The following is a 17,100-nucleotide window of genomic DNA, read 5'->3' as shown; positions in this document are numbered from 1 at the left end:
CTCCCTCGGCTTCGGCGTCGTGGCCCGCGCCCCTGCGCGCGGCCCACGACGCCGTCCCCACCTGCTCGGACGACTGCGGCTGCCGACCCTCAGTGTCTGTGATAGCCGAATTGGGCAGCTAGTACCGAAAAGTCCCTCTATCGAGTGGCGCAATGCCGTCCGACCTCGCGAAAGCCGTCAAAAGCGGCGGGGCACTTAGACTCTCGGGCATGCCGCGCGCCAAAACCCCGCAGGAATTCCCCGCCGACGACCCCGACGGCCCGGACCTCCTCCGCGATCTGGACCGCCGCAACGCCTACCAGCTGATGATCGGCGGGACCCCGCAGTCGCACGTCGACCTCGACGACCCGACGTACCTGGAGTACGAGTACGTCCGGCAGATCGCGCACCTGGTGGACCTCACCGCCGAGGAACGCGCGCCGCTGCGCGTGCTGCACCTCGGCGGCGGCGGGCTGACGTTGCCGCGCTACATCGCGGTCACCCGCCCCGGTTCCGGGCAGCAGGTGGTGGAGATCGACGGCAAGCTCCTGGACTTCGTCCGCAAGGAGTTGCCGTTGCCGCGCAACGCGCGCGTGCGGTTGCGCACCGGCGACGCGCGCGACGTGCTGGGCCGCGTCCCGGAGGGCGCTTTCGACGTGACGGTCACCGACGTCTTCGCCGAGGCGCGGATCCCGAAGCACTTCACGTCGACCGAGTACGTCGCGCTGTCCAAGCGCGCCCTGCGCCCGACCGGGGTGCACGTGGTGAACCTCGCCGACGGCACGGCCGGCGCCGGCCTGACGTTCACGCGCCGCCAGGTCGCCACCGCCAAGGCGCACTTCGAGCACGTGCTGCTGCTCGCCGACCCCGGCATCCTGCGCGGCCGCAAGTTCGGCAACCTGGTGCTGATGGCCTCGGACGCGCCGCTGCCGGTGGCCGGGCTGATCCGGCGCGCCGCCTCGGATCCGTTCCCGAGCCGGGTGGTGCGCGGGAAGGATCTGGACGACTTCCAGGGCGGGGCGAAGCCGGTGACGGACGCCGACGCCGAGGCCTCGCCGGAACCGCCGGCCGACGCGTTCTGAAGGCCGCGGAGCAACACGCTCTGACAGCCGCCCCGCGACACCGGCCGAAACCGGACCGGCCCATGGCCTTTTCCCTTACCCGCCGGTAACTTGGCGCCATGCGCCGCACCGTCTACACCGAGGACCACGAAGCCTTCCGCGCCATGCTGCGCGACTTCATCGCCAAGGAGGTCGTGCCGGTCTACCCCGAGTGGGAGCAGGCCGGGCACCCGCCGCGCGAGTTCTACCACCGGCTCGGCGAGCTCGGGGTGTTCGGGATCGAGGTGCCGGAGGAGTACGGCGGCGCCGGGCTGAGCACCTTCAAGTACCAGGCGATCGTCATCGAGGAGACCACGCGCGCCGGCGTGACGTTCGGCACCACGACGGTGCACGTCGGCCTGATCCTGCCGTACCTGCTTGCCTACGCCACCGAGGAGCAGAAGGCACGCTGGCTGCCGAAGTTCCTGTCCGGCGAGATGATGACGGCGATCGCGATGACCGAGCCCGGTACCGGCTCGGACCTGGCCGGGATCCAGACCACCGCGAAGCTGACCGAGGACGGCCGGCACTACGTGCTCAACGGCGCGAAGACCTTCATCACCGGCGGCGTGCTGGCGGACCTGGTGCTGGTGGTCGCGCGCACCGCACCGGCGACGCCGGAGGACCGGCGCGGCGGGCTGTCGATCCTGTGCGTGGACACCAAGGCGGCGGGCTACTCGGTCGGGCGCAAGCTGGACAAGATCGGGTTGAAGACCTCTGACACCGCCGAGCTGGCGTTCACCGACGTGCTGGTCCCGGTGGAGGACCTGCTCGGCGAGCCTGGCAAGGGCTTCGGCTACCTGACCCACAACCTGCCGCAGGAACGGCTGGCGATCGCGGTCGGCGGCTACGCCTCGGCGTCCGCGGCGTTGCAGTTCGCGCTGGACTATGTCCGCGAGCGCACGGTGTTCGGCACTTCGGTGGCCTCGTTCCAGAACACCAAGTTCGTGCTCGCCGAGTGCGCGACGGAGGTCGAAGCGGCGCAGTGCATGGTGGACCGCGCGCTGGAGCTGCACGAGGCCGGCGAGCTGACGGTCGCCGACGCGGCGAAGGTGAAGCTGTTCTGCACCGAGGTGGCGGGCCGCGTCATCGACAAGTGTCTGCAACTGCACGGCGGCTACGGCTACATCACCGAGTTCCCGATCGCGCGGCTGTACGCGGACACCCGCGTGTCCCGCATCTACGGCGGGACCAGCGAGGTCATGAAGACCATCATCGCGAAGTCGCTGGGCCTGTGAGCCCAGCGACTTCGCGCGGCGTCACGTAACGTCGGTGCGCGTCGGGTCGATCTGCTCGTAGGACTTCGTCTCCACGATCCGGCGCATGGCGTCGAACGCGTCCCAGACGTCCACGAACCGGGTCGTGGCCGGGGCCATCCCCAGCCGCACCCGGTCCGGCGTGCGGAAGTCGGGGATGACGTCCTGCTCGATCAGCGCGCGGCAGATCCGGTACGCCTCGGGGTGCCGCACGGAGACATGGTTGCCGCGCACGGCGGAGTCGCGCGGGCTGCCGAGGGTGAAGCCGAGCGGGGCCAGCCACGCGTCGAACAGCTCGATCGCGAACTCCGTGAGCGCCACGCCCTTGTCCCGCAACGGCTTGATGCCGACCTCGGCGAGGACCTGCGCGCCGGCCTCGACCAGCGAGACGCCGACCACCTGCGGGGTGCCGACCAGGAACCGCGTCGCCGAGGGCACCGGGTCGTAGCCCTGGCCCATCGCGAACTGGTCGTTCTGCCCGTACCAGCCCCAGATCGGCTGCCGGACCCCGCCGATGAGCGAGGCGTTGGCGTAGAGGAACGCCGGGGATCCGGGGCCACCGTTCAGGTACTTGTAGGTGCAGCCGACGGCGAAGTCGGTGCCGCTGGCGTCCAGTTCGATCGGGACCGAGCCCGCCGAGTGGCACAGGTCCCACAGCACGAGCGCGCCAGCGTCGTGCACGACCTGGTTCACGGCGGTGAGGTCGGCCAGGGCTGCGGAGCGGTAGTCCACCTGCGACAGCGAGACCAGCGCGGTGCGCTCGGCCAGGCCGTCGGCGTCCAGGACCGCGCGGAGCTGGTCGGCGGTCGGGCCGAGGAGCTCGTCGAACTCGACCAGCTTCAGCTCCAGGCCGCGCGCGGCGGCCAGGCCTTCCAGGATGTACCGGTCGGTCGGGAAGTTGTGGAAATCGCTGACGATCACGTCCCGGCCGGGACGCGCGTCGAGAGCGGCGGAGGCCAGCTTGAAGAGGTTCACCGACGTGGAGTCGGAGACGACGACCTGTCCGGGCGCGGCACCCAGGAAGTGCTGTCCGAGGTAGTCGCCGACGGTCTGCGGCAGCGTCTGCCAGCGCTCGTTCCACGACCGGATCAGCCGGTCGCCCCATTCGCCGGCCACGACGTCCTGGACCCGGTCCAGGGAGGCCTTGGAGAGCCGGCCGAGGGAGTTGCCGTCGAGGTAGATGAGTTTTTCGTCGGGGATCACGAAACGGCTGCGCAGGGACGCCAACGGGTCGGTCGCGTCACGGTGTTCCGCGTCATTGCGGGGGTGAGCTGTGGTGTCGGGCACGTGATCAGACTAGGCGAGGGTGGGCGCGCGCGGAACGGGGGCTCGCGCGCGCCCCGGGGAGAGTCATCGCGCTACCGCTTCGAGAACTCCTCCGTCGCCTGGTTCAGCGCCTGTGCCATCGCCTCGCTGCCGGTGTGGCCGGAGTCCTCGATGACGATCAGTTTCGCGTCCGGCCACTCCTGCGCGATCTCCCACGCGGTGTACACCGGGCTGCCCAGGTCGTGACGGCCGTGGACGAGGACCGCCGGGATGCCGTGCAGCTTGTGCATGTCGCGCAGGACCTGGCCGGGCTCCAGCCAGGCGTCGTGGCCGAAGTAGTGCGCGCAGATACGGACGAAGGCCAGCCGGTCGTCGTCGACCCGCTTGCTGTACGCACCGGGACTTCCGTTGCTCTCCTGCGAGATCAGCGCGTCCTCCCACCTGACCCACTCGGCCGCCGCCGCTTCGCGCACCGCACGGTCCGGGTTCTCCATCAGCCGGCCGTACGCCTGGACCAGGTTCCCGTCACGCTCGCCCTCGGGCACGTGGGTGCGGAAACGGTCCCAGGCCTCGGGGAACAGCCGGCGCGCCCCGTGGTAGAGCCAGTCGGTCTCCTCCGGACGGGTCGAGGTGACGGCCGGGATGATCATCTCGGTGACCCGCTCCGGGTGCGTCTGCGCGTAGACCAGGGCCAGGCTGGCGCCCCAGGAGGCACCCTTCACCAGCCACTTCTCAATACCCAGATGCTCGCGCAGGAGCTCGATGTCGCGCACCAGATGCCACGTGGTGTTGACGGACATGTCGGTCGCCGGGTCGGACGCGTGCGGCGTGCTGCGCCCGCAGCCGCGCTGGTCGAAGCGGATGACGCGCCACTTCTCGGGATCCCAGGCCTTGGTCGGGCCCACCATCGAGCCGGCGCCGGGACCGCCGTGCAGGTTGACCGCGGGTTTGCCGTCCGGATTGCCGAGCTCTTCGTAGTAGATCTGATTCCCGTCGCCGACGTCGAGGAATCCGGTGGCGTAAGGACCCATGGGAGGGTAGACAATAGACATGGACGCGATCGTAGACCCCGGCGACGAGACCAGGCCCGGATTAAGGGACTGGAAGGCGTGGTTCGCGGAATACGACAATCCGGGCTCGTCACTGGCGCAGCGGCTGGCCGTGGTCCAGCGGGGTATTCAGCGCGCGCTCGACGAAGCCCCGGCCGGGAGCATCAAGATCCTGAGTCTGTGCGCCGGCCAAGGCAGGGACCTGATCCCGGTGCTCGCCGAGCATCCGCGGCGCGCTGACGTCCGCGCCCGGCTGATCGAGTTCGATCCGGCGATCGCGCGGGTGGCCCGGGACGCCGCGGCCGCGACCGGCCTGGACGGCGTCGTCGACGTCGTGACCGGCGACGCGGCCGATCCGGCGCTCTTCGGCGACTACGCTCCGGCGGATCTGCTCCTGCTGTGCGGCATCTTCGGCAACATCACCGAAGCCGACATCCAGAACACCGCGACGCGCGCCGCGAATCTGACCGCGCGCGGCGGCACCGCGATCTGGACGCGGCACCGCTTCGATCCGGCCGTGATCCCGCGGATCCACGGGTGGTTCACCGCTGCGGGATTCTCCGACTTGTGGGAATCGGACTCGGAATTGCCGACCGCGGTTTATGTCGCCGGGAATCGGCACGAGCGGAATCCCGCTCCGCTGCCCGACGACACAAAGCTTTTCACCTTCGTTAAGTAGAAAGTCTCATGGGGATATATAAAAGCCTCGCTCTCGAGAACGAGAGCATCATCGCCGCCGGGTACTACGTGAATCCGCGTGGTGCTCGTGTGGATCTGGCCGCGGATGTGGCTGCCGCTTGTCAGGGCACGCGTTCGTACAGCCCGGACCAGACGCAGTGGCTCTTGAACGACCAGGCTGCCAACGCCGCCGATGCGGCTCGCCACGAGACGGCGTTCGAGGTCACCGGCGAGACCAGCACGGCGGCCGGCCAGCGGCTGGTCCTCGCCGAAGGCGCGAGCGACGTCGCGATCCTGAACTTCGCCTCGGCCCGCAACCCCGGCGGCGGCTACCTCGGCGGCGCGCGGGCCCAGGAGGAGGACATCTGCCGCAGCTCGGCGCTGTACACGACGCTGCTGGAGGCGCGTGACTACTACGACGCGCACCGTGCGAACCGGGACACCCGGTACAGCCACCGCGTGATCTTCTCGCCCTCGGTGCCCGTCTATCGGGACAGTGCTACTCGACTGCTGGACACGCCGTATCAGGTCTCTTATCTGACGTCGCCGGCCCCGAACGCCGGGGCGCTGGCCAAGCACGACCCCGCGGCCCTGGACGAGATCGAGGGGCTGCTGACCGAGCGCGCCGGCCGCGTGCTGGCCGTGGCGGCGCGGCACGGCGTGCGGACGCTGGTGCTCGGCGCGTGGGGCTGCGGCGTGTTCCGCAACGATCCGACGACTGTGGCTCGGGTCTTCCGCGGGCACCTCGCGGACGAGGGTGCCTTCGAGGGCAGATTCGCACGGGTGGTGTTCGCCGTGTACGACACATCTTCGGCGAAGACGACGTTCGCGGCGTTCCGGGAGGCGTTCGGGGATTTGGGACGGGAACCTTCGCTGGTCTGACCCCGGGCTGTGCCAGGCTGGCGCCATGGACTTCAAGCTCGAACTGATCCCGCTCCCGGTGACGGACGTGGACCGGGCCAAGGACTTCTATGAGCGCCTGGCCGGGTTCCACGTCGATCACGACGTGGCGTTCGGGGACGAATTCCGGGTGGTGCAGCTGACGCCGCCGGGGTCGGCGTGCTCCATCGCGTTCGGCAAGGGGGTGGTCGGCAGCGCGCCTGGATCCGTGCAGATGCTGCACCTGGTCGTGGACGACATCCACGCCGCGCGGGAGGAGTTGGCCGGGCGCGGCGTGGAGATCGCGGAGGTCGAGACGATGTCCGCTGAGGGCAAGCCCGACGTCGCCTACGCGCGGTTCGCCGACCCCGACGGGAACACGTGGACGCTACAGATGGTCTCGGCGCGTTAGCGGCCGTCTCGGCTCGCCTTAGCGCGGCTTAGTACGACAGCTCCGCGAGCCGGTCGCGCAGCCAGTAGTACGAGTCCTTCGGGGTCCGCGCCTGCGTCTGGTGGTCCACGTGCACCAGCCCGAAGCGCTGGTGGAAGCCCTCGGCCCACTCGAAGTTGTCCAGCAGGGTCCAGGTCAGGTAGCCGCGGACGTCGACGCCGGCGTCCATGGCCTGCGCCAGGGCCCTGATGTGGCCGTCGAGGAAGGCGATGCGGTCGGCGTCCGCAACGCGGCCGGCGACCACCTTGTCGTCGACCGAGGTGCCGTTCTCGGTGATGTAGATCGGCGGGAGGGCTTCGCCGTAGCGGGCGGCGAGGCCCACGAGAAGTTCGCGCAGGCCGTCCGGGACGACCGGCCAGTCGAACGCCGAGCGCGGGACGCCCTCGATCGGGACGTCCTGGAACGGCAGGCCGTGTTCGGGGCCGGGGGCGGCGACGCGGGTCGGGTTGTAGTAGTTGACGCCGAGGCCGTCCAGGGGCGCGGCGATGGTCTGGAGGTCGCCGTCGCGGACCACGCCGTGCAGGTCGGGGCCGGTGCCGTAGGCCGAGAGGTCCGGGTAGCGGCCGAGCAGGATCGGGTCGTTGAACAGGAGGTTGTGGAGGGTGTCGTAGGCCTCTGCGGCCGCTTTGTCGTCCGCGGCGTCGCTCGCGGGCCAGACCGGAGTGCAGTTGTTGGCGATCATCACCTTCCGGGCGCCCGCGGAGCGCAGGGCCTGGACCGCCAGGCCGTGGGCCAGGAGTTGGTGGTGCGCGACCGGGATGGCGTCGGTCATCAGCGCGCGGCCCGGGGCGTGGACGCCGAAGGCGTAGCCGAACGCGAGGTGGATGAAGGGCTCGTTGAGCGTGATCCAGTGCTCGACGCGGTCGGCGAGGCGGTCGGCCAGGAGCGCGGCGTACTCGGCGAAGCGGTGGGCAGTGTCGCGGGCGAGCCAGCCGTCGCGGTCCTCCAGGGCCTGCGGGAGGTCCCAGTGGAACAGGGTGGGGAACGGCGTGATCCCCTTCTCCAGCAAGGAGTCCACGAGGCGTTCGTAGAACGCCAGGCCGGCCGGGTTCGCCGGGCCGGAGCCGTCGGGCTGGATCCGGGTCCAGGCCACCGAGAAGCGGTAGGCGTTCACGCCGAGGTCCGTCATCAGGGCTATGTCTTCGGCGCTGCGGTGGTAGTGGTCGCAGGCCACGTCGCCGGTCTGACCGTCGCGCACGGCGCCGGGCCGGCGGACGAAGGTGTCCCAGATCGACACGCCCTTGCCGTCCTCGGCCGGCGCGCCCTCGATCTGGTAGGCGGAGGTGGACGTCCCCCAGTGGAAGGCCGCGGGGAACGGCGGGAGCGGGGCATGGGTTGTCACTGCGGGCCACCTCCGGGACGGACTAACATGAGTCATCCTCAGGTTAGCGGGCGGAGGAGAATAGGGGAATGGAATCCACGACCGAGAGCGCGGGACTGCGCCGGCGGCCGATGCAGCGGCGCAGCGCGGAGCGCTACGAGCGGATCCTCAACGTGTGCGCCGAGCTGCTGGACGAGGTCGGGTTCGCCGGCCTCACCACCACCGAGGTGGCCAAGCGTGCCGAGGTGCCGATCGGGACCGTGTACCAGTTCTTCGCCGACAAGAGCGCGCTCGTGCACGCCCTGGCCGCGCGGAACCTCGAGAACTACATGGGGCGGCTGGAGCGGCACTACGGCGAGGCGGTGCCACGATCGGTGGAGGAGGTCGTGGACGTCGCCATCGACGAGTTCGTGGACATGCGCCGGACGCTGCCCGGGTTCGGAGTGCTGGACTTCGGCGCGGGGAGCGAGTGGTCGGACGCGGACCCGCGGGACCTGTACCTGCTGGACGAGAACGTCGAGAACAACACGGCGGTGGCGCGGCGGCTGCGGATGCTGACGCCGTTCCTGGACTCCTCGCGCGCCGGGAGCGCGGAGATCGAGCTGGCGCTGCGGGTGACGATGGAGGCCGCGGACGCGGTGCTGCAGCTGGCGTTCCGGAGCGATCCGGAGGGGGACGCGGCGCTGATCGCGGAGTGCAAGAAGCTGTTGGTGGCTTATCTGGGGCCTTACTACGTGGGCTGAGCCTAAGTAGGCCGAGACAGCTTCTTTGTCTGTTTCACCCGATATTGTGGCGGAATGGATGACGAGCGGCACCGCTTCGACTGGAGCCTCCTGGGGTGCGCGTTCAGTGGCCACGTGCTCTACGCGCCGACCGAGCCGGCGCTGCGTGCGCGGCTGACGGCCGAGACCGCGGGCGGCGCGACGTGGCGGTGCTTGCGGTGCGCGGACTTCGTACCCTCGGCCACGATGCCGCCGTCGGGGCCCGCCGAGGACGCCCCGCTGGTGAAGCGCGGCGCGGAGATGCGCGACGCGGTGCTGCTGCGGTTCTTCGCGGTGGAGCGGTGGGTCCGGGCGCTGCTGTTGGGGGCGGCGGCGTACGTGGTGCACCGGTTCGCCGGGCGCCAGAACGAATTGCGGCAGGCGTTCGACCAGGCGGCGCCGGTGGTGAAGCAGGTGTTCGGACGCGCGGGCTTCGACCTGCAGAACTCGAAGACACTGGAGCTGCTGCAGAAGGCGGTCGACGCACGGCCGACGACGCTGACGTGGATCGTGATCGCGCTGGCGGCGTACGCGGCTGTGGAGGTGGTGGAGGGCGTCGGCCTGTGGCTGTTGCAGCGCTGGGGCGAATACTTCGCGTTTGTGGCGACGGGCATGTTCCTGCCGCTGGAGGTGTACGAGCTGGCGCACAGGGTGAGCCCGCTGAAGCTGGTGACCTTCGCGCTGAACCTGGCGCTGGTGCTGTACCTGGTGTGGACGAAGCGCCTGTTCGGGGTGCGCGGCGGGAAGCGGGCTTATGAGGCGGAGCGGCATGCGGCTTCGCTGGTGGAGGTGGAGCGGGCGGCGGGGTAGGGCGTGCGGCTGCGGGCAGGCGGCCGCGGTCGCGTAGCCGGCGGTCAAGCTGGGGCAAAGCGATTGGCGGGGCGGCACAGGCAGAGCGGACGCGAGTCACGCAGGCGGCGAACCGAGCGCTAGTGCCGGTGCGTATTGTCCGGCTGCCCCGGATCGCCGGGGCGCTCGAAGCCAAGGACGTGCGCGACGAGAGCGCGGCGGCGGCGGTCGAGCACTAGTGCCGATGCGTATTGTCCGGCTGGCCGGGATCGCCGGGGTGCTCGAAGCCGGGCGCGTGCGCGACGAGGTCACGGCGACGGTGGTCGAGCCAGCGGTTGAAGGCGGTCAGGCGCGCCGGGTCGGTGGGGTCGGTGGGCTGGCCGGGTTGGGTGGGGCGTTGCTCGGTGGCTGTAACGGTGGCGAAGTGCCAGCCGAGGCTGGTGCGGATCGGGCCGACCCGGGTTCCTGCGGCGCGGGTGCGCAGTTCGGCGGCGAGGGGGGCTGGGAGGTCGTCGAGGGTGGTCCAGCCGAGGGGCGTTGGGGCGGTGGTCGCCGCGTCGAGGGCGGTGGCGGCGCCGGCGTGGGTGACTCGGTACCAGGTGCGCGTGTCGGTATTCGGCGTCGTGGGCGACGAGGGCTCCGTGACGAGGTCGTAGAGCGCTGACATCGCCGGAGTCGACGTCCAGACCGCCGCGTTGATCGAGCCCAGGTGGAGAGATGCCGCTTGGGTCAGCGGCCGAGGCGCCGCTATCGCCGCAGAATCCGAAGCAGATTCAGAGCTGCGCCGCAGCCGCGCCAGCTCGACCCGGCAAAGCTCCTCCGTCAGCAGCACCTGCGCCGTCCACCGCAGAAACTGCCGGTCCTCCTTGCTCCCGACCACCGGCAGCCGCGCCGCGAGCCGCCCCGCGCGCAGCTCCCCAACCCGAAGGTCCAAGCGCTCGCGCGGGATCGCGACGCCGTCGACCCAGCCGATCACCGTCGCCTCGCGCTGCGCTTGCGCAGCCGCCGCGGCGTCGCTGTGGTGCGAGTGCAGGTCGTGCGAGTGCGTCACCGCACCACCACGGGCACCGCCGCCGTGTACTGCGAACGCCCGAACCACATCAGCTTCACCAGAGCCCACCAGTGCCCGGGTTCGGCCGTGGCGGGGATCGCCACCTCGAACTCGACCGAAGCCTCGGCTCCCGCCTCGACGCTGAACGCCGCAGCGTACGGCCCGATGAAGTCCCACGTCCCCCACGGGCTGACCGGCATGGCCTCGCCGTCGATGCGTCCGCGGGTCGTGTTCCGCAAGCCGACGCGCAGCGTGGCGCGCTCGCCGGGCGACAGAGAGAGGCCGGCGGCCGGCGTGAGGGAAGTGATCTCCAACCCCGTCGGGCGCGCCGTCTCGCTCTTCGTCCCCTGGGTCTGCACCCCGAGCTCGATCTCGGTCTCGGGCGACGTCGCCGGCGGCGCGTACTCCGGCGCGTCGATCAGGACGCTGATCACGTCCTCGACCACCGACTCCCCCGCCGAACCCCCCACCGCCAACTGCACCCGCACGAAATACATGCCCGGCGCCGCCGCAGCCGCCTCCGAAGGCGCCACCGTCAGCGGAAACACCGTGTGCCCGCCGGGCTCCAGCGCCATCGGACGCGACTCCGGCTCGACACGCCAACCCTCCGGCGCGACGACCGTCAGCATCCCCTCGAACGTCGTGTCCGTGTACTGACTCGCGACCGCGACGGACACTTCGCCAGCCCCGCGCAGCACCGTCGGCGTGGCAGCCACCGACACCGGCAGGAACCCCATCGGCGCCGGCCCCCGGTTGTGCAGCCAGTACCGCGAGTACACCGGCTGCGCCGGCTCCGCCGCGCGCCCCAGTACCGGCGCCGAGGCCGACGAGCCCGAGCCCTGCGGCGGCACCAGGATCGCGGTCGAGATCTGCGACCCGGCCAGCTCCACCGAGCCCGCCGCCCGCACCTCGCAGCGCAGTCCGCACTCCTCCAGCAGGTCGGCGCGGTCGCTGGAGAGTACCCCGAGGGGGCTGCGCACCGCGACGGTCTCGCCGGTGCCGTTCGCCTCCACCAGGCGCACCATGAAGCCCAGCTCCGGCGACGCTTCCAGCCCCGAGCCCACCGACTCCGGGTTCCCGGCCGGCTTCACCGCCGTGACCTGCGCCGCGCCCTCCGGCGTGACCGTCAGCAGCGAGTGCCGCCCCGGCAGCGGTCCGCGGTGCGCCGCCTCCTGGTGCGTCAGCATCGGCGCCGAGAACGCCGCCCCGGACGCCACCAGCCCCACCGAGCGCCAGTCCCCCGCGCCGCTCACCAGCGCGTAGTCGAAGTCGTGCGTCCAGTGCTGCAGCTGGAACGCCGAGCCGTCCGGCGCGCGCCGCAGCGGCGGGTCCAGCCACACACCCGACGGCCAGCCGGTGCACGACCGCATCAGCGACAGGTGCAGCGCGCCCGACGGGTCGACGGCGAAGCCGGGCAGGCCGTTGTTGATCAGGCCGACGGTGTGGTCGTCGAGCAGCGTCGTGTCGGCCGGGTCGGCGGTGACGGCCGCGAGTGTCGTGTCTGCCGCGAACGCAGCGGCCGCCTCGTGCACGCCTCGCGCGGTGTCCTCCGGCCGCTCCCCCGCGATGATCAGCACCGGCAGGGCCCGCACGTCGCGCAGGTCGGCGTTCGGCACCCACGCCTTCTCGACCGGGGTCCGCGCCGGGATGAAGAAGCGGACGCACCCTTCGTTCTTCAGCAGCCCTTCAAACTCTTGCCGCAGCGTGGGATCGCAGTGTTCGAAGATGTCGGCGGTCAGCGGGTTGCTGTCCGGGCCGCCGATCACGACGCGGATGTCGGGGAGGTTGGAGTCGACGTGCAGCCAGCCGTACCGCGCGCCCTCGGCGGTCGTGGTGGTCGCGGTGACGCCGATCCGCGCCAGCGCCACCACCAGCTCGCGCACCGCCTCGGCGTGCCGGTCCAGATCGTCGGCGACGACCTCGGCGACCGAGATCGCGACGCGCCCGAGGTCGGCCGCTTCGTGGTCGGCCGCGTCGAGGCCGGCCGCGTCGAGGTCGCGCAGGCTCAGCGTCGCGGTGCTGCCGAGGGCGAAGAAGGTGTTCGCCGGGTTGTCCAGGGTCCAGGGCGCGACCGCGACGTCCGAGTCCGGCAGCGCGAAGCCGCGGCCGATCACGGCGCCGGCCACCTCGGACACCGGGCGCGCGCCGGGCACGTCGCACGGGAACTTCACGCGCAGCAGCCGGTCGGCACCGGTGAAGTCCAGGACCCGGGTGCGGAAGTCGACGCGGTCCAGGCCGTGCCAGAGCGTGACACGCTGCTCGTAGTCGACGTCGCCGACGGTGCCGGTGACGACGTAGCGCCGGCCCAGCGGCGACTCCTCGACCCGCACCGACGTGGCGGCCGCGGCGGCCGAGCCGGTGACGGCGCCGTTCGGAACCAGGTGCCAGGGGCCCTCGCCGAACTCGGGGTGCTGCGGGTACTCCTCGCTGACGCGCAGTTCGTTGCCGATCTCGCCGGGCTTGAGCAGCTGCCGTCCGGTGGCCAGCTCGACGATGCTCGCCAGGCCGCCGCCGCGCGCCGGATCGGCCGAGATCTCGAAGTACTCGTTGGCGATCGACGCCGCGGGCTCGGCGGTCTCCTGCCAGGTCGGGGTGCCGGCCGCGGACCCGAACTCGACGTGCCAGCTGCGCCAGCCCATCCCCGGCACCCCGGCGGCGACGAAGGCGATGTCGACGCGCGACCCGTCGTGCGCCTCGACGACGAACGGCACCGCGTCTCCGGCGTCGTCGATCAGCCGCAGCCCGCCGCCGTCGATGCCCTCCGGCAGCCGCACGGCCGCGCGGACCACGTCGGTCCGCTCGAACGCCAGCGTGTTGAACACCCCGACGGTCCCGTTCCCGGCGCCGCCGTACGTCTCGACGTTCCGGAAGATCGCCTCCAGCGCCGCGTCCCGGGCCTCGGCGGCCAGGTCGTGCGCCTCGCGCCAGCCGGTCACCAGGTCGATGTAGACCTGGTCGGACTCCGAGCCGGTGATCGCGTCGTGGTGCGCGCCGTACGCCAGCTGCCGCCACACCTTGTCCAGCGCGGCGCTCGGGTACCGGCCGTAGCCCAGCAGCGAGGCGAACGTGGCCAGCTTCTCGGCGTCGGCGGCCGCCGTCTCGGCCGCGCGCTGCGCCTGCTTGGTGTCGATGTACGACACGTCCTTGCCGGTGTAGACCGGGTTCATGTCGCGGGTCTGCGGGCTCGGCCGGACGCCGCGCTCGGCGAGTTCGGCGTGGACCGCCGCGAAGAAGTCCCGGGGCAGGCCGGTGACGAAGCGCGGCCAGACGTAGCGCTCGTTCCAGTCGCGGTGGATCGCGGTGACCCACTTGTTCGGCGGGGTGTAGTCGGTGCCGACCGGGAGCAGCGTGTTGCGCGTGGCGGCGGCCTGCTTGAGCCCGAGGAAGAGGTCGTACACCTTCTCCTCGGCCTCCTGGAGCGTCGCCGAGGAGTCCATCCACCAGCCGGCCGAGTAGTGGTTCGGCATGTAGTGGGTGATCACGCCCTGGCCGGACGGCGAGATCCACTCGAACTCGGCGGGGAACTGCATGTTCTTGACGTCGCCCTGGACCCCGTCGAACTTCGTCAGCATCGGGCCCCACTGGTGGTAGGGCCCGCGGGCCCACGACGTGGAGCTCAGGCCGGCGTCGGCGACCAGGCCGGGGAACTGCGGGTCGTGGCCGAAGACGTCCAGCTGCCAGGCGGTCTGCGGGTCGGCGCCCATGATGTCGCGCTGGTAGCCGATGCCGTAGACCAGGTTCCGGATCGTGGTCTCCAGGCCGGTGAGGTTGGTGTTGGGCTCGTTGTAGGTACCGCCCATCACTTCCACCCGGCCGGTGGATATCAGCTCCCGGAGAAGCGCGCGATACTGCGGGTACACGTCCCAGAACGGCTTCAGGTAGTCGACCTCGGCCAGCACGAAGCTGTAGTCGGGGTCGGCGGCGGCGAGATCCAGGTGGGCTTTGACGAGATGGAACGCGTTGTTCTCCCAGACCGGGCGCGTGGTGCCGTCGTTGCCCTGCAGTTCCCAGGTCTGGGTGTAGCCGGCCTGCGTGTTCCACCAGACGGGGTCGTAGTGGAAGTGGGAGACCAGGTACATGGTCCAGCCGGGCTCGGCCACCGTGATGCTGACCGGCTGCTCAGCGCGGGTCTCGCCGTCCGCGCCGAGCAGCCGGAGCTCTGCGGCGAGGGTCTCGCCGGGGGCCACATCGGCGTCGATCTCCATCGGCAGCTCGACGGTGATTTCCCCGTCTCCCGGCGCGAGTTCGCAGGTTGCTCGCACCTTCAGAGCGAGAAGCGATACAGTCACCGCACCGTCGGTGACGGTCCGCTGGATCACGACCCGTAGGACTTGACGAGGTTCCGCACCGGTTCCGAGGAAAAGCTCCGTCGAGTCCACGGACTTGATCTGGACGGTCACGGCCCCTCCTTGAAATCCCACCCGAACGAGCCACTAAAGCGCTAAAGCAGCTGGGAGTCATTAATGCCCACCTCTGGCAGCGGTGTCAACAAGCCTGGTGCCGCCGGCGCCGCCGCGGGTAATGGACGGGCCGCGGTCGTCGGGAAGAACAAGAACCGGCTCACCATCGCCGACATCGCCCGCGAGGTCGGGGTGTCGCCGAGCGCGGTCTCCTTCGCGCTCAACGGACGCCCCGGTGTCAGTGAGGCTACCCGCACGCGGATTCTTCAAGCCGCCGAACGGATGAACTGGCACCCGCACAGCGCCGCCCGGGCCCTGGGCGGGGCCCCGGCCGGCGCGGTGGGGCTGGTGCTGGCGCGGCCGACCCGGACGCTCGGCGCCGAGCCGTTCTACGCGCAGCTCATCTACGGCATGCAGTCGGTACTGTCCGCGCGCTCGGTCGCGCTGCTGCTCCAGGTCGTCGACGACACCGACGCCGAGCTCGCGATCTACCGGCGCTGGGCCGGCGAGCAGCGGGTGGACGGCCTGCTGATCGTGGACCCGCAGACCAAGGACCCGCGGATCGCCGTCGTGGAGGGGCTCGGCGTGCCGGCGATAGTGCTCGGCGGCCACGGCAAGCACGGCGACCTGCCGACGGTCTGGGCCGACGACCGCGAGGCCATGCTGGAGACGGTGCGCTACCTGGCCGCGCTCGGGCACACGCGGATCGCGCACGTCGCGGGCACCCCGGCGTTCCAGCACACCCAGCGGCGCATCAGGGCCCTGAAGGACGCGGCCGCGCAGCTGGGGCTGGCCGACACCCAGTCGGTGCCGACGGACTTCAGCGACGGCGAGGGCGCGGCGGTGACCCGGCGGCTGCTGTCCCAGCCGGACGCGCCGACCGCGATCGTGTACGACAGCGACCTGATGGCGGTCGCCGGGCTCGGGGTGGCGACCGAGATGGGCGTCCGGGTGCCGGCGGAGCTGTCGATCGTGTCCTTCGACGACTCGGTGCTGACCCGGGTCGTGCATCCGGCGATCACGGCGCTGTCGCGCGACACGCACGCGCTGGGCGTGCAGGTCGCCGAGGCGCTGATGCGGATCGTGGAGGAGCCGGGGACGGTCGGCGACATCAAGGCGGCGACGCCGCGGCTGACGGTGCGGGAGAGCACGGCGAAGCCGGGGCGGTAGGCGCTGCCGCCGGCCGTGATAGAGAGGTCGGCATGAGTGATCCCGACATCGCGTCGCTGCAACGACGGCTGGTGGAGTTCGCCAAGTCGCGCCAGTGGGGCCCGTATCACACCCCGAAGAACCTCGCGATGGCACTGACGGTCGAGGCGTCCGAGCTCGCGGAGATCTTCCAGTGGCTCACGCCGGAGGAGTCGGCGGAGGTGATGTCGGACCCTGACAAGGCTTTCCGGGTGCGGGACGAGGTCGCCGACGTGTTGGCGTACCTGTTGCAGCTGGCGAGTGCGTGCGGGGTCGACGTGCTCCGGGCGTTGTCCGAGAAGATCGACCGAAACGAGGTACGTTTCCCGGCCCCGCCCAGCTAGAGGGCCGGAAACGGGCACTCTGGACACTCGCCGCGTAGGGTGGTTCGCATGAGCACTGTGGATCTGACCAAGGACACATTCGAGCAGGCGGTCACCGCCGACGGGATCGTGCTGGTCGACTTCTGGGCGGAATGGTGCGGGCCGTGCAAGCAGTTCGCACCGATCTACGGGAGGGTGTCGGAGGCCAACCCGGACATCACCTTCGGCAAGGTCGACACCGAGGAGCAGCCGGAGCTCGCGGGCGCGTTCGACATCCGCTCGATCCCGACGCTGATGATCTTCCGCGACGGCGTGATGGTGTACAGCCAGCCCGGCGCGCTGCCGGAGGCGCCGTTGGTGGACCTGATCAAGCAGGCGCGGGCGCTGGACATGGACGAGGTTCGCAAGCAGATCGCCGCGCATGAGAACGGCGGGCATGAGGGCGCTGACGCTCAGGCGTAGGCAGCACTGCCGGTAGGAGGAGCGGTAGCGCTACCGGTAGGAGGACGGCCGCCGGACGGAGGGCGGCCGCCGGAACCGCGGGGGCGGCGCGCCTCAGGGCCGGCCCCGCATCGCGGCCCGCGCCCGCCTCGCGCCCGGCCCGCGCCC

15 protein-coding genes are annotated in these 17,100 nt (G+C 71.0%); 10 read left to right on the top strand and 5 right to left on the bottom strand.

Going from position 1 to position 17,100, the window contains the following annotated elements:
- The first annotated feature begins 209 nt into the window (after positions 1-209).
- Together ABH920_RS47620 and ABH920_RS47615 are read left to right on the top strand one after the other, a co-directional pair.
- Positions 210-1,061: a spermidine synthase gene (locus ABH920_RS47620; protein ID WP_370356035.1), complete on the top strand. Its 852-nt coding sequence runs from the start codon at positions 210-212 to the stop codon at positions 1,059-1,061.
- A 98-nt stretch (positions 1,062-1,159) separates the two neighbouring features.
- The gene (locus tag ABH920_RS47615; RefSeq protein WP_370356033.1) at positions 1,160-2,317 is read left to right on the top strand and encodes an acyl-CoA dehydrogenase family protein; all 1,158 of its coding nucleotides are present in this window, start codon (positions 1,160-1,162) and stop codon (positions 2,315-2,317) included.
- A 21-nt stretch (positions 2,318-2,338) separates the two neighbouring features.
- On the opposite strand, the gene kynU is transcribed toward ABH920_RS47615, so the two are convergent.
- Together kynU and pip are read right to left on the bottom strand one after the other, a co-directional pair.
- Positions 2,339-3,622: a kynureninase gene (kynU, locus tag ABH920_RS47610; RefSeq protein ID WP_370356031.1), complete on the bottom strand. Its 1,284-nt coding sequence runs from the start codon at positions 3,620-3,622 to the stop codon at positions 2,339-2,341.
- Positions 3,623-3,693: 71 nt separating this feature from the next.
- Positions 3,694-4,653 carry a prolyl aminopeptidase gene (pip, locus tag ABH920_RS47605; RefSeq protein WP_370356029.1) on the bottom strand — a complete coding sequence of 320 codons (960 nt, stop codon included), beginning with the start codon at positions 4,651-4,653 and terminating at the stop codon, positions 3,694-3,696.
- Between pip and ABH920_RS47600 the strand changes: the two genes are divergently transcribed.
- Genes ABH920_RS47600 through ABH920_RS47590 form a run of 3 tightly spaced genes read left to right on the top strand, consistent with a single transcriptional unit; the run spans position 4,652 to position 6,619 of the window.
- The gene (locus ABH920_RS47600; RefSeq protein ID WP_370356027.1) at positions 4,652-5,329 is read left to right on the top strand and encodes a class I SAM-dependent methyltransferase family protein; all 678 of its coding nucleotides are present in this window, start codon (positions 4,652-4,654) and stop codon (positions 5,327-5,329) included. The genes pip and ABH920_RS47600 overlap by 2 nt on opposite strands.
- Positions 5,330-5,337: 8 nt before the next feature.
- Positions 5,338-6,210: a TIGR02452 family protein gene (locus ABH920_RS47595; protein WP_370356025.1), complete on the top strand. Its 873-nt coding sequence runs from the start codon at positions 5,338-5,340 to the stop codon at positions 6,208-6,210.
- 25 nt (positions 6,211-6,235) lie between these two features.
- Entirely contained in the window at positions 6,236-6,619 is a 384-nt protein-coding gene (locus ABH920_RS47590) for a VOC family protein (protein WP_370356022.1), read from the top strand.
- A 28-nt stretch (positions 6,620-6,647) separates the two neighbouring features.
- Here the strand turns inward: ABH920_RS47590 and ABH920_RS47585 are convergent, their stop codons facing one another.
- Positions 6,648-8,000: a GH1 family beta-glucosidase gene (locus ABH920_RS47585; RefSeq protein WP_370356020.1), complete on the bottom strand. Its 1,353-nt coding sequence runs from the start codon at positions 7,998-8,000 to the stop codon at positions 6,648-6,650.
- A gap of 68 nt (positions 8,001-8,068) precedes the next feature.
- Between ABH920_RS47585 and ABH920_RS47580 the strand changes: the two genes are divergently transcribed.
- Together ABH920_RS47580 and ABH920_RS47575 are read left to right on the top strand one after the other, a co-directional pair.
- Positions 8,069-8,722, top strand: coding sequence for a TetR family transcriptional regulator (locus tag ABH920_RS47580; protein WP_370356018.1), 654 nt, complete (start codon positions 8,069-8,071; stop codon positions 8,720-8,722).
- 54 nt (positions 8,723-8,776) lie between these two features.
- Positions 8,777-9,550 (top strand): DUF2127 domain-containing protein, encoded by a 774-nt coding sequence (locus ABH920_RS47575; protein ID WP_370356016.1) that lies wholly within the window; start codon positions 8,777-8,779, stop codon positions 9,548-9,550.
- 214 nt (positions 9,551-9,764) lie between these two features.
- On the opposite strand, the gene ABH920_RS47570 is transcribed toward ABH920_RS47575, so the two are convergent.
- Both ABH920_RS47570 and ABH920_RS47565 read right to left on the bottom strand, forming a co-directional pair.
- Complete coding sequence (locus ABH920_RS47570) at positions 9,765-10,580, bottom strand: hypothetical protein (protein WP_370356014.1); 816 nt, start codon at positions 10,578-10,580, stop codon at positions 9,765-9,767.
- Entirely contained in the window at positions 10,577-14,980 is a 4,404-nt protein-coding gene (locus ABH920_RS47565; protein ID WP_370356012.1) for a glycoside hydrolase family 38 C-terminal domain-containing protein, read from the bottom strand. Before ABH920_RS47565 ends, ABH920_RS47570 begins: the two co-directional genes overlap by 4 nt.
- 63 nt (positions 14,981-15,043) lie before the next feature.
- Between ABH920_RS47565 and ABH920_RS47560 the strand changes: the two genes are divergently transcribed.
- Genes ABH920_RS47560 through trxA form a run of 3 tightly spaced genes read left to right on the top strand, consistent with a single transcriptional unit; the run spans position 15,044 to position 16,953 of the window.
- Complete coding sequence (locus ABH920_RS47560; RefSeq protein ID WP_370356010.1) at positions 15,044-16,150, top strand: LacI family DNA-binding transcriptional regulator; 1,107 nt, start codon at positions 15,044-15,046, stop codon at positions 16,148-16,150.
- 32 nt (positions 16,151-16,182) lie between these two features.
- Positions 16,183-16,512, top strand: a complete 330-nt coding sequence (locus ABH920_RS47555) for a nucleotide pyrophosphohydrolase (RefSeq protein ID WP_370356008.1) — start codon at positions 16,183-16,185, stop codon at positions 16,510-16,512.
- A gap of 48 nt (positions 16,513-16,560) precedes the next feature.
- A complete protein-coding gene (gene trxA / locus ABH920_RS47550) occupies positions 16,561-16,953 on the top strand; it encodes a thioredoxin (RefSeq protein ID WP_370356006.1) in 393 nt (130 codons plus the stop codon).
- Positions 16,954-17,100 lie beyond the last annotated feature (147 nt).

Source organism: Catenulispora sp. EB89 (assembly GCF_041261445.1).
Lineage (GTDB): Bacteria > Actinomycetota > Actinomycetes > Streptomycetales > Catenulisporaceae > Catenulispora.
Note: the sequence above shows the minus strand (reverse complement) of the source record. Positions and strands in the feature narration are given on the sequence as shown.

Excerpts from the sequence above, each read along its gene's own strand:
- ABH920_RS47615 (WP_370356033.1), top strand. The coding sequence starts at position 1,160 with ATGCGCCGCACCGTCTACACCGAGGACCACGAAGCCTTCCGCGCCATG.
- ABH920_RS47620 (WP_370356035.1), top strand. The coding sequence starts at position 210 with ATGCCGCGCGCCAAAACCCCGCAGGAATTCCCCGCCGACGACCCCGAC.
- pip (WP_370356029.1), bottom strand. The coding sequence starts at position 4,653 with ATGTCTATTGTCTACCCTCCCATGGGTCCTTACGCCACCGGATTCCTC.
- trxA (WP_370356006.1), top strand. The coding sequence starts at position 16,561 with ATGAGCACTGTGGATCTGACCAAGGACACATTCGAGCAGGCGGTCACC.
- ABH920_RS47590 (WP_370356022.1), top strand. The coding sequence starts at position 6,236 with ATGGACTTCAAGCTCGAACTGATCCCGCTCCCGGTGACGGACGTGGAC.
- ABH920_RS47600 (WP_370356027.1), top strand. The coding sequence starts at position 4,652 with ATGGACGCGATCGTAGACCCCGGCGACGAGACCAGGCCCGGATTAAGG.
- ABH920_RS47575 (WP_370356016.1), top strand. The coding sequence starts at position 8,777 with ATGGATGACGAGCGGCACCGCTTCGACTGGAGCCTCCTGGGGTGCGCG.
- ABH920_RS47595 (WP_370356025.1), top strand. The coding sequence starts at position 5,338 with ATGGGGATATATAAAAGCCTCGCTCTCGAGAACGAGAGCATCATCGCC.
- ABH920_RS47560 (WP_370356010.1), top strand. The coding sequence starts at position 15,044 with ATGCCCACCTCTGGCAGCGGTGTCAACAAGCCTGGTGCCGCCGGCGCC.
- ABH920_RS47555 (WP_370356008.1), top strand. The coding sequence starts at position 16,183 with ATGAGTGATCCCGACATCGCGTCGCTGCAACGACGGCTGGTGGAGTTC.
- ABH920_RS47580 (WP_370356018.1), top strand. The coding sequence starts at position 8,069 with ATGGAATCCACGACCGAGAGCGCGGGACTGCGCCGGCGGCCGATGCAG.